This window comes from Candidatus Accumulibacter sp. ACC007, from assembly GCF_907163205.1.
GTDB lineage: Bacteria > Pseudomonadota > Gammaproteobacteria > Burkholderiales > Rhodocyclaceae > Accumulibacter > Accumulibacter regalis.
Genome location: NZ_CAJQUD010000008.1, coordinates 167,204 through 188,016 on the forward strand (window position 1 = coordinate 167,204; position 20,813 = coordinate 188,016).

The following is a 20,813-nucleotide window of genomic DNA, read 5'->3' on the forward strand; positions in this document are numbered from 1 at the left end:
GCCGTTCGATGCCTCAGGGAACCTGGCTGGCGACCGGCCGTGCCGGGTCACTGCACCATTCGCTCCACGAACCGGCGTAGAGACGCGCGTCGTGCAGGCCGGCGATTTCCATGGCCAGGAGGTTGTGACAGGCGGTGACGCCCGAGCCGCAGGTCATCACCGCCTGTTTCGGATCGGTCCCGGCAAGCAGCGCCAGCAGTTCGCGGCGCAGTTCCGCGGCCGGACGAAAACAGCCCTCGCTATCGAGGTTGTCGCGAAAGAAGCGGTTGCGCGCACCGGGAATATGGCCGCCCACCGGGTCGAGCGTTTCGTTCTCGCCGCGGAAGCGATCCGGGCTGCGCGCGTCGATCAGGCAGAACTGGCCTTCGCGCACATCGGCGAGCACCTCCTGGGTCGTCGCCACCCAGTCACGCGGCGCGCCCTCGAAGGGCACGGCCGCAACAGCGGGTGATTCAGTCGACAACGGCCGGCCCTCTGCCACCCAGCGCTCGATGCCGCCATCGAGAACCGCGACACGCTCGTGACCAAGCCAGCGCAGCAACCACCACAAGCGACTGGCGATCATGCCCCCAGCGTCATCGTAGGCCACCACCTGGGTGTCCTGCGAAACGCCGGCGGCGCCCAGCCTGGCGGCAAGAAGCTGCGGGTCGGGCAAGGGATGACGGCCGTTGCTGCCGTTCATCGGCCCGGACAGATCGCGATCCAGATGCAGGAAGCTCGCCCCGGGCAAATGCCCTGTGGCGTAGGCGCGGGCGCCGGCGTCGGGATCGCTCAACTGATGGCGACAATCGAATAGGCGCCAGCCCGGATCGTCGAGATGATGCGCCAGGAGAGCGGCACTGACCACCGTCGAGTAGCTCACGCCAGGCCCTCGCCTTCCCCTTCGGCCAGCCACGCGCGCGCTTCGACTTCCTCGTCGAAGACGCGCATCTCGGCTTCGACGAAAATCTGCGACAGCCAGGCACTCCACGCCACCCACTGACTTTCGGTGAGCACGGCGATGCGGCTGAAATCCTTGGCGTGGGCACGCGAGAAGACGATGTCTTCCCAGGCCACGTCGAGGGTGAAATCGGCCATCTCGCGTAAGTCGAAAAACAGGTCGACCTGCCCCTCGAACTGAATCACGTAATTGACGGCGTTTTCGAACTCCTGATAATCGGCGAGCGTGAATTCCGCATAAACCGTGACCTCGACCCGCCGCGGTCGGTTTTCGATGACTATCATGGCATCCTCCCGTTTTTTCGTTGCGCAAGTGTAGCACCAGTCCCCGCGCTGACGCTTGTGCTGCACCTGGCCGGTGGAGGGGAGCGCGACAATGGCGAGCGCCGCCGGCGGATGCCGGCCTCCCAGGCCATCGCCGGTGGCCACCGGGCGGGTCGCCAGAGCAGCCCGCGCAGGACTCGCGGGAATGCTTTCCATTTGACCGCAAGGCCACTAATACGCTATTTTCGGCGGTTTGATTCGAGCCCTTGCCATGCCACGACCGAACTCCGACAAAGCTGTCGACGCCAGCGCGCCCGCGATGGAAGAAACAGACGTCGGTAAACTGAAGTTTGAGGCGGCTCTCGCCGAACTTGAACAGATCGTTCAGGACATGGAGGGTGGCCGCCTGCCGCTCGAGGAGTCACTGGCCGCGTATCGCCGTGGCAGCGAACTTCTGACCCATTGCCAGCAGCAACTCAGCGACGCCGAACGCCAGATTCAGGTGCTCGAGAATGGCGCGCTGCGCGCTTTCGAGCCCGCGGGTGGCGAGGCCAGATGAGCGCGCCGACGCAAGTCCCGCCGGCGCCAGCGGCGCCTGCCTTCGCGGACTGGATGCGTCGCGTCCAGGCAGAAGTCGAAGCGGCCCTCGCTCGCCACCTGCCACCGGCGGAAGCCATTCCGGCGCGCCTGCACCAGGCCATGCGTTATGCCAGCCTGAATGGTGGCAAACGGATACGCCCGCTGCTTGTTTTCGCGGCCGGAGAGCTGACCGCGGCCCCGGCGGAACGACTGCAAATCGCGGCCTGCGCGGTCGAGCTGATCCACAGCTATTCGCTGGTCCATGACGACCTGCCGGCGATGGATGACGACGTGCTGCGACGCGGCCGCCCGACCTGCCACGTCGAGTTTGACGAAGCGACTGCCTTGCTGGTGGGCGACAGCCTGCAAGCGCTGGCTTTCGAACTGCTGGCGCGCAAGGATTTCGGTGAACAGGGCCGGCAACTGGAAATGCTGCGCCTGCTGGCGCGCGCCAGCGGCTCGTGCGGCATGGCTGGCGGCCAGTCGATCGACCTCGAAGCCGTCGGCAAGAGCCTGAACCAGCCCGAGCTGGAACTGATGCACGCGCTCAAGACCGGCGCCCTGATCCGCGCGGCAGTATTGCTCGGCGCCCTGTGCGGCGCAGCCCTGAGCACCGGCGAAAGCGCTGCGCTGGACCGTTTTGCCAAACGCGCCGGCCTGCTCTTCCAGGTCGTCGACGACATTCTCGACTGCACGGCCAGTACCGCCACCCTCGGCAAGACCGCCGGCAAGGATGCGGCTGCCGAGAAACCGACCTACGTCAGCCTGCTGGGCCTCGAACGCGCCCGCGAGTTTGCCGACGATCTGAGAAAGCAGGCGCTCGAAGCACTCGCGCCTTTCGGCGAACGCCGCCAGCGCCTTGTCGAGCTCACCGGCTTCATCACCCAGCGCAAGTTCTAGGCACCGCTTCCGCTCATTGCTCGCCGCCACCGGCGAGCGCTTCTGCAGGACCCAACAAGACCATGACCCTCTACCCTCTGCTCGACACCATCAGCGATCCGGCGCAAGTGCGCAAGCTCGACCGCCGCCAGTTGCCACAACTGGCTGACGAGTTGCGTGCCTTTCTGGTCGATTCGGTCTCCCGGACCGGCGGCCACCTGTCGTCGAACCTCGGCACGGTCGAACTGACGGTCGCCCTGCACTACGTTTTCGACACCCCCCACGACCGCCTGGTGTGGGACGTCGGCCACCAGACCTATGCGCACAAGGCGCTTACCGGCCGCCGCGAGGGCATGGCCAAGCTGCGCATGCATGGCGGCATCTCCGGCTTCCCGAAGCGCAGCGAGAGCAGGTACGACACCTTCGGCGTCGGCCACTCGTCGACGTCGATCTCGGCGGCCCTGGGCATGGCGCTCGCCGCCAAGATCAGGCACGAAACGCGCAAGGTCGTGGCCATCATCGGCGACGGCGCGATGTCGGCCGGCCAGGCCTTTGAGGCGCTCAACAACGCCGGCGTCGCCGACGCCGACATGCTCGTCGTCCTCAACGATAACGACATGTCGATCTCGCCGCCCGTAGGCGCACTGAACCGCTACCTGGCGCGGCTCTTCTCCGGCAACACCTTCAACGCGGCACGCAAGGCCGGCGAGAAGATTCTCGACTTTTCGCCGTCGCTGCTCGAATTCGCCAAGCGCGCCGAGGAGCACGTCAAGGGAATGCTGACCCCGGGAACGCTGTTCGAGGAACTGGGCCTGAACTACATCGGCCCGATCGACGGCCACGATCTCGAATCGCTGGTGCCGACCCTGCTCAACCTGAAGAACCTCAAGGGCCCGCAGTTTCTGCACGTCATCACCAAGAAGGGCCAGGGTTACAAGCTTGCCGAGGTCGATCCGATCCTCTACCACGGTGTCTCGAAGTTCAAGCCGGAGGTCGGGATTGCCGGCGGCAAGCCCGGCGCAAAGCCAAGCTACGCGCAGGTTTTTGGCGACTGGCTGTGCGACATGGCGGCGGCCGACCCGCGACTCGTCGGCATTACCCCGGCGATGCGCGAAGGCTCCGGCCTGCTGCGCTTCAGCGAATGTTACCCGGACCGCTACTACGATGTCGGCATCGCCGAGCAGCATGCGGTCACCTTCGCCGCCGGCCTGGCCTGCGAAGGCATGCGACCGGTGCTGGCCATCTACTCGACCTTCCTGCAACGCGGCTACGACCAGCTGGTGCACGATGTGGCCCTGCAGAACCTGCCGGTGGTCTTTGCCCTCGACCGCGGCGGACTGGTCGGCGCCGACGGCCCGACGCACCACGGCGCCTTCGACATTTCCTTCCTGACCTGCATCCCGAACATGGTACTGATGACGCCCAGCGACGAGGACGAGTGCCGCAAGATGCTGACCACCGCCTATCGCCTCGACGGACCGAGCGCCGTGCGCTACCCGCGCGGCACCGGTACCGGTGCGACGATCGACAAGGCGCTGGTCGGGCTGCCGCTTGGCAAAGGCGAAACCCGTCGCCGCGGTTCGCAGGTAGCGCTGCTCGCTTTCGGCAGCATGCTGACGCCGGCGCTCGAAGCAGGCGAAGAGCTCGACGCGACGGTGGCCAACATGCGCTTCGTCAAGCCTATCGACCGCGAGCTGATCATCGCCCTGGCCGCGGAACATTCTCTGCTCGTCAGCGTCGAAGAGAATGCCTTGATCGGCGGCGCCGGTTCCGAGGTCGCGCGGGTTCTCGAAGAAGTTGCCGGCACGACTCGACTCCTGCGCCTGGGGATCCCCGACCGCTTCATCGAGCATGGCGACCAGGCACTGCTGCTGGCGGAAATTGGCCTGGACCGTGACGGAATCGTCGCTGCGGTGCGTGCGCGGCAAGACAGCGGCGCAGGGGCAGCCGAGGAAATCGTCGCGGGCAGCATATAGAAAACAATCAGGAGCAGTAATGAACGCACCAGAAAACCCACAACCGACCACGATGGTGGACGTCCAGGGCTCAGCCGATACCCGCCGCATCGCCATCAACAAGGTTGGCATCAAGGCGATACGGCACCCGGTCAAGGTGCTCGACAAATCCGGCGGCGTACAGCACACCATCGCCCTGTTCAACATGTACGTCGGCCTGCCGCACAATTTCAAGGGCACGCACATGTCGCGCTTCGTGGAGATCCTCAACAGCCATGAACGCGAGATTTCGGTCGAAAACTTCCCGGCCATGTTGCGCGACATGGTCGACCGGCTGGAAGCAGAAACCGGTCACATCGAAATGAACTTCCCGTATTTCATCAACAAGACCGCTCCGGTGTCCGGGGTGCAGAGCCTGATGGATTACGACGTCACTCTGGTCGGCGAAATCGGCCATGGCGATATTACGTCGACCATCAGGGTGGTGGTGCCGGTCACCAGCCTGTGCCCGTGCTCAAAGGAGATTTCCGAGCGCGGCGCCCACAACCAGCGCTCGCACGTAACGGTCACGGTGAGCATCAACGATCACCTGTGGATCGAAGAGCTGGTGCAATTCGTCGAAGCGCAGGCGTCGTGCGAGCTCTATGGCCTGCTCAAGCGCCCGGACGAGAAGTACGTGACCGAACGAGCCTACGACAACCCGAAGTTCGTCGAGGACATGGTGCGCGACGTGGCCGCACGCCTCAACGCCGAATGCCGCATCGACGCCTACGTGGTCGAGTCCGAGAACTTCGAGTCGATCCACAATCATTCGGCGTACGCGCTGATCGAGAACGACAAGCGAGCCGCCGCAGCAGCCTGACCCGGCGCTGGTGAACCAGGCAGAACAAAAAAACGTGGCGGAGTCTCTCGACTCCGCCACGTTTTCGTTTACGCCAGCAGCGCGACTGCTCAGCGCTGCTTGCGGACCAGCTTTTCCTTGATCCGCGCCGACTTGCCCGAACGCTGACGCAGGTAGTAAAGCTTGGCGCGACGAACGTCGCCACGACGCTTGACCTCGATCGCCGCGACCAGCGGCGAGTAGGTCTGGAAGGTGCGCTCGACGCCCTCGCCCGACGAAACCTTGCGCACGATGAAGCTGGAGTTGAGACCACGATTGCGCTTGGCAATCACGACCCCTTCGTAGGCCTGCAAACGCTCGCGCGTACCTTCCCGCACCTTGACCTGGACGACGACGGTGTCGCCCGGCGCAAAGACGGGAATGACTTTGCCCAGACGGGCAATTTCTTCTTGCTCAAGTTGCTCGATCAGATTCATATTCTTGACTCCATGTATGCGAACTACGCATTCTTGTCCTGACCGCATTGCTCCTGAAACTGCCGCAGGAGTTGCGTTTCCGTTTTCGACAGCGAACGCCCCGCCAACAACTCGGGACGCCGCTGCCACGTCCGACCCAGTGCCTGTTGCAGACGCCAGCGTCGTATTTCCTCGTGGTGACCGGACAAGAGCACATCCGGCACCCGCCGCCCGTCGTACTCCTCGGGCCGCGTATAGTGCGGGCAATCAAGCAAGCCCGCGACAAACGAATCCTGTTGTGCCGATTCGGCGTCGTTGAGCACGCCCGGCAACTGCCTGACGACGGCATCGATCAGCGCCATCGCCGGTATTTCGCCACCCGAAAGGACGAAATCACCGATAGAAATTTCCTCATCGACGCCAGCGTCGATCAGCCGTTCGTCGATCCCTTCGTAGCGCCCGCAAACCAGCACCAGCGCTTCGTCGCCCTGCGCCAGTTCCATCACCCGCTGGTGCGTGAGCAGCGAGCCCTGGGGCGAAAGGCAGATGACACGGCTGGAAGCCGCTCCCGCCCCCTGCTGCCGCGCCTTCGCCGCCGCAATCGCCGCCGCCAGCGGCTGGGCCATTATGACCATCCCCGGGCCGCCGCCGTAGGGACGGTCATCGACGGTGCGATGCCGATCCTCGGTGAAGTCCCGCGGATTCCACAGCTGCAGGGTCCAGCGTCCGGTCTCCAGCGCCCGCCTGGTCACCCCCGAGTGGCTCACCGCGGTAAACATCTCAGGAAACAGGCTCAGCACATCAACGACAAACGGGCTCTCGGGCAGCGACGCGCCGCCTGGCGAAATCACCAGTCGAATTCCCAATCAACGCGAATTCGCTCTTGCGCAAGCTCAACTTCCAGTACCACCGCGGCGACAAAAGGCAACAAGCGCTCGACGCCCTGGCCGTCGCCAACGCGCAACACCGCGTTGGCCGGCGTTTCGATCAAGCCGAGAACCCGGCCCAGAGACTGGCCCTGGGTATTGACCACCGCAAGGCCAAGCAGATCGGCCCAGTAGTATTCGTCGCTCGCGGTCGGCGGCAAGGCCCGGTGCGGAACGCCAACCAGCACCCCGGCGACGGCCTCGGCAGCAGACCGGTCAGCAACACATTCGAGTTGGGCAATGAGCATCTCGTTGCGCAGGTGGCAAGTGATCAGCCGCGTCGGACGCCACAACGCAGGCGCATCACCCTCGTGACCCAGCCACCACTGCGGCAGTCGGGACCAGGCAGCGGGATCATCGGCAAACGGATAAACGCGCACCGCACCCTGCAGCCCGTGCGCACCGGCGACCTTGCCGAGGACGACGATGTCCTCGACAGCAGCCGGATCGACGTCGATTCCTGCCACAGCCACAGTGCCAGCCCCGTCAGACCGCGAACTGGCGGACAAAACTCAGGCGGCGACCTTGGCCGCCGACTGCTTGAGCAGGCGAGCACAGGTCATCGACAGTTGCGCACCCTGCTCCTGCCAGTAGCTGAGACGGTCGGTGGCGATGCGCAAGCCCTCTTCCTTCTCCGAAGCCAGCGGATTGTAGAAGCCGATGCGCTCGATGAAACGGCCATCGCGGCGGAAACGCGAATCCGCGACCACCATATTGTAGAAGGGGCGCTTCTTGGAGCCCCCACGGGCAAGACGAATGACAACCATGATCAGCTCTTCCGAAATCAGAAAAAGAGGCGGATTATAGCAAGAAAGAGTCTTTTCAACATGATCTTGCTGCGCCCGTGCAGGGCGTCGACCGGGAAGCAAGGAGCGGGGCCCGCCGCAGCCTCTGCCGCCAGCCAGTAGTCGAAGCTTGCAGGCTATAATCGGGAGTATAAGGGTCGACAGCCTGCAGGTTGCTTGCGCAGCAGCTGCTCGACCGAGCCGCAGTTGCCCATGCGCGGGAAGAGGCAAGGTAGCGATCCGACGGACGGCGTGACGACACAAACTTGTTTGGCAGGTGGCAAGATGACCAACACCGCTTTCAATCAGCATGGCGCAGCGGGAACCGTGACTTCGCACTCAGGCATACGCACCATTCTGCTATGGCTCGAGTCGCCAATGGCGCCCCACCCGGCCGAGGAGTTCCCCTCGCTGCGTGCGCAGGTGAAGGCCTGGCACGAGGTCGGCGGCTCGCCACAGCAGCGCGCGCTGGCCCTGGACGGTTTGTACGAGCGCAGCGCCAAGGTTGTTGCGGCACTGCTTCCCGAACTGACCGAGCTGACCTTGCCCATACCACGCAAGTCACGACGCCTGGTCCGCAGCGTTCTCGATCTGCTGCAGATGCTCGCTGACGACACGCTGGCGATCGTCGAAGACGTCGCTCGGTACGATGCCACCGACCGCAATCAAGCGCCCGATCTGGCACTGTGGCGTAGCCTGCATGCCCTCGCGCAACAACTGATGATCAGTCACCTGATCGCCTCTCCGGCACCTACCGGCGCCTGGCAGCAACTGCATCAGACCTACGCCAGGGCACGAGACCGGCGGCTTGAAGCGGCCATCCCACGCGGCCAGTCACGCAAGCTGCAGCACATCTACCACGCGGCTATCCTGCTCGGCTGCGCCCAGCCAGCGTCGTTGACAGCACGTGAGGTGCTCTTCCTTGCCGCTTACTTCGAGCGCTTCGCCGGCCAGATCGAGACCATCTCGGCGGAAGCCGCCGCCACCGCTCCGGGAAGCTTCTGGGTCGATCCGACGCGCGACGCGCCCGCCCTGCCGTTTTCGCGCAAGCTGGCGCCGTCGACGGCTCCCCTCGAGTACTTTTCGTGCGCCCGCCTGGGCCTGCTGCTGAAGACGCAGATTGCCCAGCTCAACGCGGGCACGCCAGCCGAAGAGATCGGGCTTCCAGAGCTGGCCAGCGCTCCCGCCGGCGTCGGCGTCCTGCGCCGCCTGGCTGGACGCTGGAGCGACTTCGGCAAGCGCCGCTTTCATCGTCGGCGACAGGGCTATCGGACGGTTCTGGGTACCGGCATCGACGGACTCTGGCAACTGAGCAAGGAAGGCGACTCGGCCGCTGTCGAGTTGTCGAGCTGGATGATCACCAACGAAAGCCCGGACGGCTATGCGATCAGGCACGTCGCCGGCAAGATCGGCACCCTTTCGGTCGGCAATGTCGTCGCGGTGCGCACGGGCGACGAAAAGAACTGGCAGATCTGCATGGTGCGCTGGGCGGTATCCGAAAACCCGGAGGATCTGGAGCTTGGCCTGCAGATCCTGGCTCCGAAGGCTGTCGCGGCGATTCTGGCCCGTCCTGTCGAGGGCGAAGGAACGGAACATCTGCGCGTCCTCGTGCTGCCGGAAATTCCTCTGCTGCGCACCAGCCAGCTGCTGGTAGTCGCGTCGGGTGTGCTGACTCAGAACAACGAGAAACTGGTGCTGGTTATCGAGGACGAGAATCTGGTGGTTCGTGAAGTCACGAGCATCGGCATCGACGAGCAGACCGGCAGCGTTGACATCCTGTCGATAGAACCCGACAAGAGACACTTCTAGCAGCGTCACTCGTGCTGCCCACGACAGATGGCAGCACGAAGACCGGCAACGTGAGCGGGCACTCGCCAGTGCCGGTGGAAAAGAACCGTTCGCCGCAGTTTCCGGGATAATGGCGCAATGTCGGAAATACTGGTTCTCTACTACAGCCACCGGGGGTCGGTGCGGGCTCTCGCCCAGCACATCGCCCGCGGTATAGAGTCAACGGACGGCGCGACAGCGCGTCTGCGGACTGTTCCGAGGGTGTCGTCCGTTTGTGTGGCAAGCGCCCCGGAAATACCGGACGACGGAGCACCGTACGTGGTCGCCGCCGACCTTGACGAATGCATAGGCTTGGCGCTCGGCAGCCCGACACGCTTCGGAAACATGGCGGCGCCGATGAAATATTTCTGGGACGGCACTGCCGCGCAGTGGTCGTCTGCAACCCTGGCCGGAAAGCCTGCCTGCGTCTTCACATCGACGGCCAGCGCTCACGGCGGACAGGAGAGCACGCTGTTGTCGATGATGCTGCCGCTGCTGCATCACGGCATGCTGCTCGTCGGCCTGCCCTACAGCGAAGCTGCCTTGACGAGCACTCGCGGTGGCGGCACACCGTATGGCGCCAGCCATCTTGCCGGTGCCGAGGGAAACCCGACGCTCAGTGAGGAAGAGCGCCAACTTGCCTTCGCGCAGGGGCGCCGACTCGCTGCCATTGCCATGAAGCTCGGCGCGCGATGATCCGCGGCCTGTACCTGGCAGCGTGCAGCAGCCTGATTGCGCTAATTTTCCTGTGCCTGGCCTGGGAATTGCGGCTGGCACCGATCCAGCCTGGCGGCTCATGGCTGGCGTTGAAGTGCCTGCCGCTGCTGGCACCCTTGTTCGGCATCCTCAACGGCCGCCGCTACTCGTACCAGTGGGCCAGCATGCTGATTCTGCTCTACTTCACCGAGGGTATCGTGCGCGCCACCACCGAAACGGGGATGGGACAATTGCTGGCAACCGCCGAAACCGTCCTCTCCCTGGTCTTCTTCTGTGCGACCGTCGCCTACGCCAGACTCACGCGCCCGTCGGCGCAGAAAATCGAAGCGCCGGCGCGCCCGTAGCCGCCACTCTCTGCCACTTCGCTCGCGGCAGACGTCAAACGTCACCCTGCGGGTCGACGCGATCGGGAATCTGCAGCTTGTTCAAAGCGTTGAGGTAGGCTTTCGCCGAGGCGATGACGATGTCGGTATCCGCACCATTGCCGTTCACGATGCGGCCGCCTTTCCCCAGGCGAACGGTCACTTCGCCCTGTGCGTCGGTGCCCGTAGTAATCGCATTGACCGAGTACAGCAAGAGCTGCGCGCCGCTTGCGGCCACCGACTCGATCGCCTTGAAGGTCGCGTCGACCGGCCCGCTGCCGATCCCCGCCGCGTTCTTCTCGACGCCATCGACGCTCAGCGTGACATCCGCAGCCGGCGTCTCGCCGGTTTCCGAGCAAACGCGCGAATAAACCAGTTTGTAGTACTCGCCCTCCTGCGTGACGTCCTCGTCGGAAACCAGCGCCTGGAGATCTTCGTCAAAGATCTCGTGCTTCTTGTCCGCGAGTTCCTTGAAGCGGGCAAATGCGGCATTCAGAGCCTCTTCGCTATCGAGCACGATCGCCAGCGCCGCCAGACGCGACTTGAAGGCATTGCGCCCCGAGTGTTTGCCGAGAACGAGCTTGTTCTGCGCCCAGCCGACGTCCTCGGCACGCATGATCTCGTAGGTTTCTCGGTGTTTGAGGACGCCGTCCTGATGAATCCCCGATTCGTGCGCAAAGGCATTGGCGCCAACGACTGCCTTGTTGGGCTGCACCGGATAGCCGGTGATCTGCGAGACGAGCTTGGACGCCGGCACGATCTGCGTCGCATCGATACGCGTCTGCACCGGAAAAATGTCGGCGCGCGTCCTTACCGCCATCACCACCTCTTCGAGCGAAGCGTTGCCGGCGCGTTCACCAAGGCCATTGATCGTGCATTCGACCTGGCGAGCGCCAGCGAGCACCGCTGACAGCGAATTGGCGACCGCCATTCCCAGGTCGTTGTGGCAGTGCGTTGACCACACCACCTGCCCGGCACCGGGCACGCGCTCGATCAGCGTCCGCATCAGATCGCCCCACACCGACGGGACGCTATAGCCGACCGTATCGGGGACGTTGATCGTCCGCGCTCCGGCCTTGATCACTTCCTCGAAAATCCGGCACAGGAAGTCAACGTCCGAGCGCACCGCGTCTTCCGCGGAAAACTCGACGTCATCGGTGTATTCGCGCGCCCAGTGCACGGCTCGTATGGCCGACTCGACCACCTGGTCGGGTGTCATCCGCAGCTTCTTCTCCATATGGATTGGGCTGGTGGCGATGAAGGTATGAATACGGCCGCTCACCGCCGGCTTGATTGCCTCGCCCGCGCGACGAATGTCATTCTCGTTGGAACGAGCCAGGGAGCACACCGTGGACTCCCTGACGATCGAGGCAATCGACTTGATGGCATCGAAGTCGCCCGGCGAAGCCGCGGCAAAACCCGCTTCGATCACATCGACCTGCATGCGCTCGAGCTGGCGCGCGACGCGCAGCTTTTCTTCCTTGGTCATCGAAGCGCCGGGGCTCTGTTCGCCGTCGCGCAAGGTGGTATCGAAAATTACCAGATGATCTTTCATTTCCCGACTCCGCAAGTGAGGGTGTCAATACACGGCGTGACGGCCGGTGTTCGGCAAGCGGCCGAAACAGGCAAGGCCGGGAGCGATTCTAATGCCTGCCGCACGGCGGCGGCGCTGCCGGCAACGCGCGACCATAGCGAATTAACCGTCAGTCGTCAGCGCCGCGCTGGTCGATCGGTGGTGGTGACGCCTTGCGCCGAAGGCGGTGCGTCAGCGCCAGGACGTAGCCGGAAAGCGCATAAGCGACGAAAAGTCCAAACAGGGCCACCGGTGTGTCGTAGGACACGAAGGCAAAGCCAAGGGCAATGGCGACTACGAAGATGAAGGGCACGCTGCGCCGCAGATTGACGTCCTTGAAGCTGTAGAAGCGGACGTTGGTGACCATCGAGATGCCGGCAAAAATTACCAGTGTGCAGGCCGCCCAGCGCACGTCAGCCGCGGCCACGTCCTTGTCGATCATGACCCACAGGAAGGCAGTCACCAGTGCCGCAGCCGCCGGGCTCGGCAGGCCCTGGAAGTAACGCTTGTCGATGACTTCCAGCGTCGTATTGAAGCGCGCCAGGCGCAGCGCCGCACCGGCGCAGTAAATGAAGGCAGCGATCCAGCCAAGCCGGCCAAGATCCTTGAGCGCCCACGCGTAGCTGACCAGGGCCGGCGCAACGCCAAAGGAAACCATGTCGGAAAGCGAATCGTACTCGGCGCCGAAGGCACTCTGGGTCCGCGTCATGCGCGCCACTCGCCCATCGAGACCGTCGAGCACCATGGCCACAAAGATCGCCACGGCCGCTGCCTCGAAGCCACCCTTCATCGCCTGGACAATGGCGAAGAAGCCACAAAACAGCGCTGCGGTGGTAAACAGGTTCGGCAACAGATAGATCCCTCGACGCCGCAACTCCGGGTTGAAGAGGGTCTTGCGAGGTTTCATTTCGGGCATTGCGCAGTCGTCGTTTGGCCGCTGGCTCAGGCCGGTTGAGGAGGAAAGGAACCGGAGGCAGCAGCTGTCGGGACGGGAATCGGACGCGGAGAGAGACAAGTCATGAGGGATTCAAAGCCTCGGCATTCTTGCCCGACGAGCGAGCGACCCTCGTCGCGCCGCCGCCGGACAAGCCACGGCGCCGGTCAGTTCTTGCTCTGATCAACCAGCCTGTTCTTCTTGATCCAGGGCATCATGTCGCGCAACTTGGCGCCGACGATCTCGACCTCGTGCTGGGCCATCAGGCGGCGACGGGCAGTCATCGACGGGTAATTGGTACGCCCTTCGAGGATGAACATTTTCGCGTAATCGCCGTTCTGGATTCGCTTGAGCGCCGCACGCATGGCAACGCGGGACTGCTCGTTGATCACCTCGGGCCCGGTCACGTATTCGCCGTACTCGGCGTTGTTCGAGATCGAATAGTTCATGTTGGCAATGCCGCCTTCGTACATCAGGTCGACGATCAACTTGAGTTCGTGGAGGCACTCGAAGTAGGCCATCTCGGGCGCGTAGCCGCCCTCGACCAGCGTCTCGAAGCCCATTTTCACGAGCTCTACAGCCCCCCCGCAGAGGACCGCCTGCTCGCCGAAAAGGTCGGTCTCGGTCTCTTCGCGAAAATTGGTTTCGATCACCCCGCCCTTTGTGCCGCCATTGGCCGCGGCGTACGAAAGGGCAATGTCGCGGGCTTTGCCGGAACGGTCCTGATGGACAGCGATCAGCGACGGTACGCCGCCACCTTTGAGATACTCGGAACGCACCGTATGCCCAGGGCCCTTCGGGGCGACCATGATCACGTCCACATCGTCACGTGCCACAACCTGGTTGTAATGAACGTTGAAGCCGTGCGCAAAAGCCAGTGCGGCACCCTTCTTCATGTTCGGCGCCACCTCGGCGTTGTAGACCTGCGGGATGGTCTCGTCGGGGAGCAGCATCATCACCACATCGGCGCCCTTGACTGCGGCAGCGACCTCGGCAACTTTCAGGCCAGCCTTCTCGGCCTTGCTCCACGAAACGCCATCCTTGCGCAGACCGACCGTCACCTTGACGCCGGAATCGCTGAGGTTCTGCGCGTGCGCGTGCCCCTGGGAGCCGTAACCGACGATGGTGACCTTCTTGCCCTTGATCAGGGAAAGGTCGGCGTCCTTGTCGTAGAAAACTTTCATTCAAATTCCTCTATTTACTGGTCGGTCTGATTAGACTTTTAGGATGCGCTCGCCGCGGCCAATGCCGCAGACGCCGGTACGAACGGTTTCAAGAATCAGTCCCGCGTCGATCGCCTGGATGAAGGAATCGAGTTTTGCTCCGCTGGCGGTCAGTTCTATGACATAGGTCGATTCGGTGACATCGATGATGTGCCCGCGAAAGATGTCGGTCAGGCGCTTGAGTTCCTCGCGGTCCTTGCCGGTGGCGCGGACCTTCAGCAGCATCAGTTCGCGCTCGATGTGTGCCGCCTCGGAGAGATCGACGACCTTGATGACGTCGATCAGCTTGTTCAGCTGCTTGGTGATCTGCTCGACCACCGCGTCGGTCCCCGAAGTGACAATGGTCAGGCGGGACAGCGAAACGTCCTCGGTGGGAGCCACGGTGAGGGTCTCGATGTTGTAGCCGCGCGCCGAAAACAGACCGGCCACCCGCGACAGAGCTCCCGCTTCGTTCTCCAGCAGGATTGAAATTATGTGTCGCATCTTGTCTTTCCCTTACAGATCTTCGGTCAGGAGCATATCCGCCAGGCCTTTGCCAGCCGCCACCATCGGAAAGACATTCGCTTTCTGATCGGTGATGAAGTCGATGAATACCAGGTCATCCTTGTGATCAATGAATGCCCTCTTCAGCGCACCCTCGACGTCCTCCGGCCGCTCGACGCGGATGCCGACGTGGCCATACGCCTCGGCGAGCTTGACGAAGTCGGGCAGCGAGTCCATGTACGACTCCGAATAACGGCTGCCATAGAACATCTCCTGCCACTGGCGAACCATTCCCAGGTAGCGGTTGTTGAGATTGATGATCTTGATCGGCAAGCGGAACTGCTTGGCAGTCGACAGCTCCTGAATACACATCTGGATCGAGCCTTCGCCGGTGACGCAGGCAACCTGCATTTCCGGGTTCGCCAGCGCCGCCCCCATGGCGTAAGGCAGGCCGACCCCCATCGTCCCAAGACCACCGGAGTTGAGCCAGCGGCGCGGCTGATCAAACTTGTAGTACTGCGCGGCCCACATCTGATGCTGACCGACGTCGGACGTCACGATCGCCTGGCCTTTAGTCACCTCATAGAGCTTTTCGATGACGTACTGCGGCATGATGACGCCCTTCTTCATGCGGTATTTCATGCACTTCTTGGCGCGCCACTCATCGATCTGCTTCCACCAGCCGGCCAGCACCTCCGCATCCGGAGTGGCATTGCCGGCATCGAGCAACTTGGACATTTCGTCGAGGACATCCGGGACGTTGCCGACGATCGGCACATCGACCTTGACGCGCTTGGAAATCGACGATGGGTCAATATCGATGTGGATGATCTTGCGTGGAATGGACGAAAAGTTGGCTGGATTACCAATCACCCGGTCGTCGAAGCGCGCACCGATAGCCAGCAGGACGTCACAGTTCTGCATCGCAAGGTTGGCTTCGACGGTACCGTGCATGCCCGGCATGCCAAGAAACTGCGGGTCGCTTGCCGGATACGCACCGAGACCCATCAAGGTGTTGGTAATCGGAAATCCGAGCCGCCGTACCAGCTTGGTCAATTGCTCCGCACCGTTGGAAAGGATGACTCCCCCGCCGCTGTAGACCATCGGCCGCTTGGCCTCGAGCAGGAGATGCAGGGCCTTCTTGATCTGCCCCAGATGCCCCTTGACAACCGGGTTGTACGAGCGCAGCTGGATCGTTTCCGGATACTCGAACTTGCACTTGGCGGCGGTAATATCCTTGGGGATATCGATCACCACCGGCCCCGGACGACCGCTGTTGGCGATGAAGAAAGCCTTCTTTATGGTCACTGCCAGGTCGTGCACGTCCTTGACCAGGAAGTTGTGCTTCACGCAGGGGCGGGTGATGCCAACGGTATCGCACTCCTGGAAGGCGTCCTGACCGATGTACTCGGTCGGCACCTGCCCGGCGATGACCACCAGGGGAATCGAATCCATGTACGCCGTGGCGATGCCGGTCACCGCATTGGTCGCACCGGGCCCTGAAGTGACCAATGCCACGCCGACCTTGTGCGTCGAACGCGCCAGGCCGTCGGCGGCATGCACGGCCGCCTGCTCGTGACGAACGAGAATGTGCTTGACCTGATCCTGTTTGAAGAGCGCGTCGTACATGTGAAGGACAGCCCCGCCAGGATAGCCGAATACGTACTCGACCTTTTCTTCCTGCAGGCACCTGATTACAATCTCCGCACCGGTCATCATTGTCATTACCGTCGCCCCAGCAAGCAAATTGCTCGAAAAAAGTCTGCAACGTTAAAGCTTAGACGTGGTTTGGTCAAGGCATTCACGAAAACCGACGCCGGGGAAAGCAGGCTTCCCGCCCCACAACCGCAAGGATCTCCACCCTGGCCAGCCAACGCGAACTGTCAGACTTCCTCACAGCAGTCGAACGCCGCGCTTTCAAGCAAGCAATGTTCGCAGTGCGCAACGAAGAGTCCGCACTCGACATCGTCCAGGATGCGATGATGAAGCTCGCCGAGAAATACGGTGACCGCCCGCCAACAGAACTGCCCATGCTTTTCCAGCGGATCCTGCAGAACACGATTCGCGATTACTATCGACGCAGCAAGGTCCGCTCGCTATGGACAACGCTCCTCTCCGCCCTTTCGCCGAATGATGACGAGGAGCACGACCCACTCGAAACAATCAGCAGCGAATCAGGGCCCAACGGCCCTAAAACGCCGCACGGTCAGTTTGAGCAGGCACAAGTCCTGGGAATGATCGAGAAAGAGATAGAATCTTTGCCTGGGCGTCAACGGGAAGCGTTTCTTCTGCGTTACTGGGAGGATATGGACGTTGCCGAAACAGCGTCGATCATGGGTTGCTCGGAGGGGAGCGTCAAGACACACTGTTCACGTGCCAATCACGCTCTCGCGGCCGCACTGAAAGCAAAAGGAATTACCCTATGAACGAACTACATTTTGCCTTCAAAGCCAGGCAGCACCTGAACAGGGGGCTGCATCAACTGCCACCGTCAACGCAGTCGCGCCTGCAGGCCGCCCGAGAGCGGGCGCTGGCGCGGCAAAAACTTGCCGTCCACCAATCGATACTGGTGGCGGCGGGGAGCTTTGTTCACGAGCACACGGAAGGCTTGCACCTGCGGCAAATTCTCGTTGCCTTGGCGCTGGTTCTCGGCGTAGTGTTCTACGCTTACTGGCAGGCCGACCGGAGCATCACCGAACTGGAGGTCATTGATAGCGCCCTGCTCGCCGACGACTTGCCGATCGCGGCCTTCACCGACAGGGGCTTTGATGCATGGTTGAAAAGCTCCGCGTCGCACTGATCCTCAGCAGCTTCGTAGCCGTCACGGGCTGGGCCGATGTGCTCAGCCCGTCTGCCATTGCGACGCCAGCGCAACCGCAGTGGGGTGAACTCACGGTCGAGCAGAAAACAATCCTCGCACCGCTCAGTTACGACTGGGACGGCATGGACTATGCGCGCCAGAAGAAATGGCTGGGAATCACGCGGCGCTTCTACAAGATGACCGCCGACGAGCAGCGCCGAGTGCAAGTCCAGATGCAGGACTGGGGGAAGCTGACACCCGAACAACGGCGAGTCGCGCGCGAGAATTTCATCACTGCCAACAAGCTCCCCGTCGAGAAGAAGCAGGAACTCAGGCTGAAGTGGCAGGAGTACTCGAGCCTGCCGGACGAAGAGAAAGATAGGCTCAAGCAGCAAGCTGCCAAACGGGCGGCGCCGACCAAACCGGGGCTGCCGGGCAGCGGCGGCACAGCGGGCAACCTGACCTCGCCGCCGCCATCGACGACGCTATTGCCGCTCGGCAGCCTTCATTCTGCGCCGGCACCCGTCACCACGGCGGCGCCGGCAAGCGCATTGGAAGACAAGGATTGATGGCGGCAGCGGAGACCCCGGTCACGCGACCGAGCATCACGCGTCGTCTGGCCAGCATGCTGTACGAGTCCTTGCTGCTGTTCGGCGTCCTTGTCGCGCTGCTGGTTGTGCCACACTTCCTGCTCGGCGCGCTGACCCATCGCCTGGTGACGCCGGTCCTCGTGCAGGCACATACCTTCATCGTGCTGCTCGTCTACTGCCTCTGGTTCTGGAGTAACGGGCGGCAAACGCTGGCCATGAAGACCTGGCGCATGCGCCTACTGACCCGTGACGGGCAACCCGTCCGGCCAGCCCAGGCGCTGCTGCGCTACCTCCTGTGCTGGCCAAGCATTATCCTGGGAGGAGTTGGCATCCTTTGGGCAGTGGTGGACCGCGAGCGCCTGTTTCTGCACGACCGTCTCGCCGGCACGCAACTCGTACTGAGCGGAGATCTGGCGAAGAAGCCATAGCCCGTCACTGGCTAGGCGAACCATCCGGCGACGGGCAAGGATTTCAATAGCCTGCTCAAGCGCCCTTGTGCAGACCCCCCGGTCAACGCACTCCGCCAATCAGCGTCGCTCGACCCACCAGATCATCGTGATCGCGGCCAGCAGGAAGAGCAGCGACGGCGTGACCGCACTGAGCAATGGCGACCAACTATTGATCGCGCCAAGATTGGCAAACAAGCCGTTGAGCATGTGGAACAGGATGCCGATCATCACCCCGGAGAAGATCTTGAGGCCCACTGCGTCAGATCGGTAGTGCGCACCGCCAAAGGGTAGGGCCAGAGCGACCATCACGAACGCAGCGAGTGGGTAGACCACCTTTTTCCACAATGCAATGTCATACCGGTTGGTGGTCTGGCGATTGTCGGACAGGTGCTTGGTATAGGTCGCCAAGTGTCGCAGCGACATCCGATCGGGAGAAACCATAAGTACCGCCAGGATGTCCGGGTTCAGCGCCGAATGCCAGACCATCTCGGGGATCTGCTGAACATCGGCACGCTCGGCATGCAGGACCGTCTGCACTACATTGCTCAAGCGCCAGCTGTCAGGAAGCACGTATTCGCCCTCGGCGGCCTCGGTGAACGAGTGCAACTTCGCCTCCTCGTCGAACTCGTAAATGCGAATCCCCCGCAAACGCGTATCCGGCAGCACAACGCGCACGTTGATGAAACTTCGCTCGTCCTTGACCCACAATCCTGAACGCAAGTCCTGCCCGATCATTCGACCCCTGGCTTTCAAGCGCAATTGGTTGGCCTCTCGCTCGGCCGTCGGCGCCACATACTCGCCGATCAGGAAGGTGGCGACGGCAAACAAGCCGGCGACCAGAAACAAGCCGCGCAACAGGGCTCCCGAAGAGAGACCAGAAACCCGGAGAACGGTAATCTCGGAATGACGAGCCAAAGACGACAAGGCGTAGAGCGTCCCGATCAGAACGGCAATCGGCATCAGCTCGTAGACCCGCCCCGGCAGGCGTAGCATGACGAAACCAAACGCATGGCGGAGTTGGTAGCCGCCCCGCCCGATGTCCTTGACCTCGCCAAGCATGTCAAAAAAGGCAAACAGCGCCAGAAACGCCAGCAAGACCAAGAGGATGGCGGCAGACACCTCACGCACCAGGTAACGACGATAGATCTTCATCGGGCGAGGCGCAGGAAAGATGACACGGCTATACGGTTGTAGAAAAGAAACGGCAAGAGAAGCAGCATGAACAGATGGACCACCAAGACGCCGACGGCAAAAGACACCTGGCCACTGGCTACCCAGCCCTGGCTGATGGTCAGCAGATTGTTGTAGATCACGTAAACCAGTATGGCCAGGAGCATGTTCGCCGAACGACCCGCGCGCGGGTTGACGAACGACAGCGGAATCGCCAACAAGGCCAGCACTGCGGCAGCAAGCGGCATGCCAACGCGCCACAGCAACTCTGCCCGATAGGGAGGCAAGTCGAGTTGCAGCAACTCCAGCGGCGGCATGTTCTTGGGTGTCCGCTCGATGCCACGCGCCTCCTTGGTCTCCAGGCGAACAGCATAGCGTGCGTACTCGAGAATACGGAAACCGGCCGTGCCCGGATCGAGCTCGTAACGACGACCGTCCTGCAGGACAATGAAGCGATCACCGTTGGCCGCCGTCTCCTGATGGCCCGTTCCGGCCATCGTCACCCCGAGGCGCTCGGGTGCGGCTTCGCTGACAAAGACGTTGCGCACGTGGCTGGTGTCTTCGGCCACCGCTTCAACAAAGATCACCCGGTCACCCGCCGATGATTCCTGGAAGGTTCCTGGAGAGATTTGTCCGGCATCCTTCTGGTTGCTCAGCTTGCCGCGGTATTCGGCGCTCTGCGACAAGGCCCAGGGCGAGAGAAACAGCGACAGCAAGCCGATGGTGATTACCAGGGGGAGGGCAAAGGTGACTACCGGTCGCATCCAGGCCGTCAGCGACAGCCCGGAAGAGAACCAGACGACCATCTCCGAGTCACGATAGCTGCGCGAAAGGGTCAACAGAATGGCAACGAACAAGGAAAGCGACAACAGCGGCGGGAGATAATTGAGCGCTGCGAAACCAAGCAGCGCGGCCACAGCCCCTGGGTCGACTTCGCCCTGCGCAGCTTCGTTGAGCAGGCGGATCAACTGCGTGGTCACCAGAATCGCAAAAAGCGCTATGAAAACACCGGCGGTCGAGTGGGCGAACTCGCGTCGGACAGCACGCTGGAAGATCATTTTT

At 62.5% G+C, this 20,813-nt stretch carries 24 protein-coding genes; 11 read left to right on the forward strand and 13 right to left on the reverse strand.

The features are described 5' to 3' along the window. Positions 1 to 13 precede the first annotated feature (13 nt). Positions 14 to 862, reverse strand: a complete 849-nt coding sequence (locus QZ634_RS16875; protein WP_291990413.1) for a sulfurtransferase — start codon at positions 860 to 862, stop codon at positions 14 to 16. Continuing rightward, the gene (locus QZ634_RS16880) at positions 859 to 1,224 is read right to left on the reverse strand and encodes an STAS/SEC14 domain-containing protein (protein ID WP_043564163.1); all 366 of its coding nucleotides are present in this window, start codon (positions 1,222 to 1,224) and stop codon (positions 859 to 861) included. Before QZ634_RS16880 ends, QZ634_RS16875 begins: the two co-directional genes overlap by 4 nt. A gap of 298 nt (positions 1,225 to 1,522) precedes the next feature. Here QZ634_RS16880 and QZ634_RS16885 point away from each other — a divergent pair, with 298 nt between their 5' ends. The 4 genes from QZ634_RS16885 to folE2 all read left to right on the forward strand — a co-directional run bounded on the left by QZ634_RS16885 (position 1,523) and on the right by folE2 (position 5,478). Further along, a complete protein-coding gene (locus tag QZ634_RS16885) occupies positions 1,523 to 1,762 on the forward strand; it encodes an exodeoxyribonuclease VII small subunit (protein ID WP_291990680.1) in 240 nt (79 codons plus the stop codon). Further along, on the forward strand, positions 1,759 to 2,682 hold the full coding sequence (locus tag QZ634_RS16890; RefSeq protein ID WP_291990414.1) for a polyprenyl synthetase family protein: 924 nt from the start codon (positions 1,759 to 1,761) through the stop codon (positions 2,680 to 2,682). The genes QZ634_RS16885 and QZ634_RS16890 overlap by 4 nt, the downstream gene beginning before the upstream one ends. Positions 2,683 to 2,744: 62 nt before the next feature. After that, the gene (gene dxs, locus QZ634_RS16895) at positions 2,745 to 4,637 is read left to right on the forward strand and encodes a 1-deoxy-D-xylulose-5-phosphate synthase (protein ID WP_291990416.1); all 1,893 of its coding nucleotides are present in this window, start codon (positions 2,745 to 2,747) and stop codon (positions 4,635 to 4,637) included. A gap of 19 nt (positions 4,638 to 4,656) precedes the next feature. Next, on the forward strand, positions 4,657 to 5,478 hold the full coding sequence (gene folE2 / locus QZ634_RS16900; protein ID WP_291990418.1) for a GTP cyclohydrolase FolE2: 822 nt from the start codon (positions 4,657 to 4,659) through the stop codon (positions 5,476 to 5,478). 89 nt (positions 5,479 to 5,567) lie between these two features. Here the strand turns inward: folE2 and rplS are convergent, their stop codons facing one another. From rplS to rpsP, 4 genes are read right to left on the reverse strand one after another with little or no spacing between them, the layout of a single operon-like run. After that, complete coding sequence (gene rplS / locus QZ634_RS16905) at positions 5,568 to 5,933, reverse strand: 50S ribosomal protein L19 (RefSeq protein WP_043563996.1); 366 nt, start codon at positions 5,931 to 5,933, stop codon at positions 5,568 to 5,570. Between the two features lie 23 nt (positions 5,934 to 5,956). Then, entirely contained in the window at positions 5,957 to 6,763 is an 807-nt protein-coding gene (gene trmD, locus QZ634_RS16910; protein ID WP_291990420.1) for a tRNA (guanosine(37)-N1)-methyltransferase TrmD, read from the reverse strand. After that, positions 6,760 to 7,305, reverse strand: a complete 546-nt coding sequence (gene rimM / locus QZ634_RS16915; RefSeq protein ID WP_291990422.1) for a ribosome maturation factor RimM — start codon at positions 7,303 to 7,305, stop codon at positions 6,760 to 6,762. The genes trmD and rimM overlap by 4 nt, the downstream gene beginning before the upstream one ends. Positions 7,306 to 7,350: 45 nt before the next feature. Next, entirely contained in the window at positions 7,351 to 7,605 is a 255-nt protein-coding gene (rpsP, locus tag QZ634_RS16920; RefSeq protein WP_291990424.1) for a 30S ribosomal protein S16, read from the reverse strand. A gap of 396 nt (positions 7,606 to 8,001) precedes the next feature. Between rpsP and QZ634_RS16925 the strand changes: the two genes are divergently transcribed. The 3 genes from QZ634_RS16925 to QZ634_RS16935 all read left to right on the forward strand — a co-directional run bounded on the left by QZ634_RS16925 (position 8,002) and on the right by QZ634_RS16935 (position 10,511). Then, positions 8,002 to 9,432, forward strand: a complete 1,431-nt coding sequence (locus QZ634_RS16925; RefSeq protein WP_291990426.1) for a hypothetical protein — start codon at positions 8,002 to 8,004, stop codon at positions 9,430 to 9,432. A 117-nt stretch (positions 9,433 to 9,549) separates the two neighbouring features. Beyond that, positions 9,550 to 10,146: an NAD(P)H:quinone oxidoreductase gene (wrbA, locus tag QZ634_RS16930; RefSeq protein ID WP_291990428.1), complete on the forward strand. Its 597-nt coding sequence runs from the start codon at positions 9,550 to 9,552 to the stop codon at positions 10,144 to 10,146. Next, positions 10,143 to 10,511, forward strand: a complete 369-nt coding sequence (locus QZ634_RS16935; protein WP_291990430.1) for a DUF2069 domain-containing protein — start codon at positions 10,143 to 10,145, stop codon at positions 10,509 to 10,511. The genes wrbA and QZ634_RS16935 overlap by 4 nt, the downstream gene beginning before the upstream one ends. Positions 10,512 to 10,545: 34 nt before the next feature. Here QZ634_RS16935 and QZ634_RS16940 read toward each other — a convergent pair whose 3' ends face one another. From QZ634_RS16940 to ilvB, 5 genes are all read right to left on the reverse strand, one after another. Then, positions 10,546 to 12,084 (reverse strand): 2-isopropylmalate synthase, encoded by a 1,539-nt coding sequence (locus QZ634_RS16940; RefSeq protein WP_291990432.1) that lies wholly within the window; start codon positions 12,082 to 12,084, stop codon positions 10,546 to 10,548. 148 nt (positions 12,085 to 12,232) lie between these two features. Further along, positions 12,233 to 13,018: a CDP-diacylglycerol--serine O-phosphatidyltransferase gene (pssA, locus tag QZ634_RS16945; protein WP_291990434.1), complete on the reverse strand. Its 786-nt coding sequence runs from the start codon at positions 13,016 to 13,018 to the stop codon at positions 12,233 to 12,235. A gap of 185 nt (positions 13,019 to 13,203) precedes the next feature. Beyond that, positions 13,204 to 14,220 (reverse strand): ketol-acid reductoisomerase, encoded by a 1,017-nt coding sequence (gene ilvC / locus QZ634_RS16950; RefSeq protein WP_291983642.1) that lies wholly within the window; start codon positions 14,218 to 14,220, stop codon positions 13,204 to 13,206. 30 nt (positions 14,221 to 14,250) lie between these two features. Further along, positions 14,251 to 14,742, reverse strand: a complete 492-nt coding sequence (gene ilvN, locus QZ634_RS16955) for an acetolactate synthase small subunit (protein ID WP_043564016.1) — start codon at positions 14,740 to 14,742, stop codon at positions 14,251 to 14,253. Positions 14,743 to 14,754: 12 nt separating this feature from the next. After that, positions 14,755 to 16,467 carry a biosynthetic-type acetolactate synthase large subunit gene (gene ilvB, locus QZ634_RS16960; RefSeq protein ID WP_291990436.1) on the reverse strand — a complete coding sequence of 571 codons (1,713 nt, stop codon included), beginning with the start codon at positions 16,465 to 16,467 and terminating at the stop codon, positions 14,755 to 14,757. Positions 16,468 to 16,604: 137 nt separating this feature from the next. Here ilvB and QZ634_RS16965 point away from each other — a divergent pair, with 137 nt between their 5' ends. From QZ634_RS16965 to QZ634_RS16980, 4 genes are read left to right on the forward strand one after another with little or no spacing between them, the layout of a single operon-like run. Then, entirely contained in the window at positions 16,605 to 17,168 is a 564-nt protein-coding gene (locus QZ634_RS16965) for an RNA polymerase sigma factor (RefSeq protein ID WP_291990682.1), read from the forward strand. Next, on the forward strand, positions 17,165 to 17,542 hold the full coding sequence (locus tag QZ634_RS16970) for a DUF3619 family protein (protein WP_291990438.1): 378 nt from the start codon (positions 17,165 to 17,167) through the stop codon (positions 17,540 to 17,542). The genes QZ634_RS16965 and QZ634_RS16970 overlap by 4 nt, the downstream gene beginning before the upstream one ends. Then, positions 17,515 to 18,111, forward strand: coding sequence for a DUF3106 domain-containing protein (locus tag QZ634_RS16975; RefSeq protein ID WP_291990440.1), 597 nt, complete (start codon positions 17,515 to 17,517; stop codon positions 18,109 to 18,111). The genes QZ634_RS16970 and QZ634_RS16975 overlap by 28 nt, the downstream gene beginning before the upstream one ends. Further along, positions 18,111 to 18,560 (forward strand): RDD family protein, encoded by a 450-nt coding sequence (locus tag QZ634_RS16980; RefSeq protein WP_291990442.1) that lies wholly within the window; start codon positions 18,111 to 18,113, stop codon positions 18,558 to 18,560. The genes QZ634_RS16975 and QZ634_RS16980 overlap by 1 nt, the downstream gene beginning before the upstream one ends. A gap of 99 nt (positions 18,561 to 18,659) precedes the next feature. Here QZ634_RS16980 and lptG read toward each other — a convergent pair whose 3' ends face one another. Together lptG and lptF are read right to left on the reverse strand one after the other, a co-directional pair. After that, positions 18,660 to 19,733 carry an LPS export ABC transporter permease LptG gene (lptG, locus tag QZ634_RS16985; protein WP_291990444.1) on the reverse strand — a complete coding sequence of 358 codons (1,074 nt, stop codon included), beginning with the start codon at positions 19,731 to 19,733 and terminating at the stop codon, positions 18,660 to 18,662. After that, a complete protein-coding gene (gene lptF / locus QZ634_RS16990) occupies positions 19,730 to 20,809 on the reverse strand; it encodes an LPS export ABC transporter permease LptF (RefSeq protein WP_291990445.1) in 1,080 nt (359 codons plus the stop codon). The genes lptG and lptF overlap by 4 nt, the downstream gene beginning before the upstream one ends. Positions 20,810 to 20,813: the final 4 nt, after the last annotated feature.

Bases quoted from the DNA above. Each gene is read 5' to 3' on its own strand.
- lptF (WP_291990445.1), bottom strand. From the start codon at position 20,809: ATGATCTTCCAGCGTGCTGTCCGACGCGAGTTCGCCCACTCGACCGCC.
- QZ634_RS16970 (WP_291990438.1), top strand. From the start codon at position 17,165: ATGAACGAACTACATTTTGCCTTCAAAGCCAGGCAGCACCTGAACAGG.
- QZ634_RS16890 (WP_291990414.1), top strand. From the start codon at position 1,759: ATGAGCGCGCCGACGCAAGTCCCGCCGGCGCCAGCGGCGCCTGCCTTC.
- rpsP (WP_291990424.1), bottom strand. From the start codon at position 7,605: ATGGTTGTCATTCGTCTTGCCCGTGGGGGCTCCAAGAAGCGCCCCTTC.
- QZ634_RS16975 (WP_291990440.1), top strand. From the start codon at position 17,515: ATGGTTGAAAAGCTCCGCGTCGCACTGATCCTCAGCAGCTTCGTAGCC.
- pssA (WP_291990434.1), bottom strand. From the start codon at position 13,018: ATGCCCGAAATGAAACCTCGCAAGACCCTCTTCAACCCGGAGTTGCGG.
- QZ634_RS16980 (WP_291990442.1), top strand. From the start codon at position 18,111: ATGGCGGCAGCGGAGACCCCGGTCACGCGACCGAGCATCACGCGTCGT.
- rplS (WP_043563996.1), bottom strand. From the start codon at position 5,933: ATGAATCTGATCGAGCAACTTGAGCAAGAAGAAATTGCCCGTCTGGGC.
- ilvN (WP_043564016.1), bottom strand. From the start codon at position 14,742: ATGCGACACATAATTTCAATCCTGCTGGAGAACGAAGCGGGAGCTCTG.
- ilvC (WP_291983642.1), bottom strand. From the start codon at position 14,220: ATGAAAGTTTTCTACGACAAGGACGCCGACCTTTCCCTGATCAAGGGC.
- folE2 (WP_291990418.1), top strand. From the start codon at position 4,657: ATGAACGCACCAGAAAACCCACAACCGACCACGATGGTGGACGTCCAG.
- QZ634_RS16925 (WP_291990426.1), top strand. From the start codon at position 8,002: ATGGCGCCCCACCCGGCCGAGGAGTTCCCCTCGCTGCGTGCGCAGGTG.
- QZ634_RS16935 (WP_291990430.1), top strand. From the start codon at position 10,143: ATGATCCGCGGCCTGTACCTGGCAGCGTGCAGCAGCCTGATTGCGCTA.
- QZ634_RS16885 (WP_291990680.1), top strand. From the start codon at position 1,523: ATGGAAGAAACAGACGTCGGTAAACTGAAGTTTGAGGCGGCTCTCGCC.
- QZ634_RS16940 (WP_291990432.1), bottom strand. From the start codon at position 12,084: ATGAAAGATCATCTGGTAATTTTCGATACCACCTTGCGCGACGGCGAA.
- QZ634_RS16880 (WP_043564163.1), bottom strand. From the start codon at position 1,224: ATGATAGTCATCGAAAACCGACCGCGGCGGGTCGAGGTCACGGTTTAT.
- dxs (WP_291990416.1), top strand. From the start codon at position 2,745: ATGACCCTCTACCCTCTGCTCGACACCATCAGCGATCCGGCGCAAGTG.
- wrbA (WP_291990428.1), top strand. From the start codon at position 9,550: ATGTCGGAAATACTGGTTCTCTACTACAGCCACCGGGGGTCGGTGCGG.
- lptG (WP_291990444.1), bottom strand. From the start codon at position 19,733: ATGAAGATCTATCGTCGTTACCTGGTGCGTGAGGTGTCTGCCGCCATC.
- ilvB (WP_291990436.1), bottom strand. From the start codon at position 16,467: ATGACAATGATGACCGGTGCGGAGATTGTAATCAGGTGCCTGCAGGAA.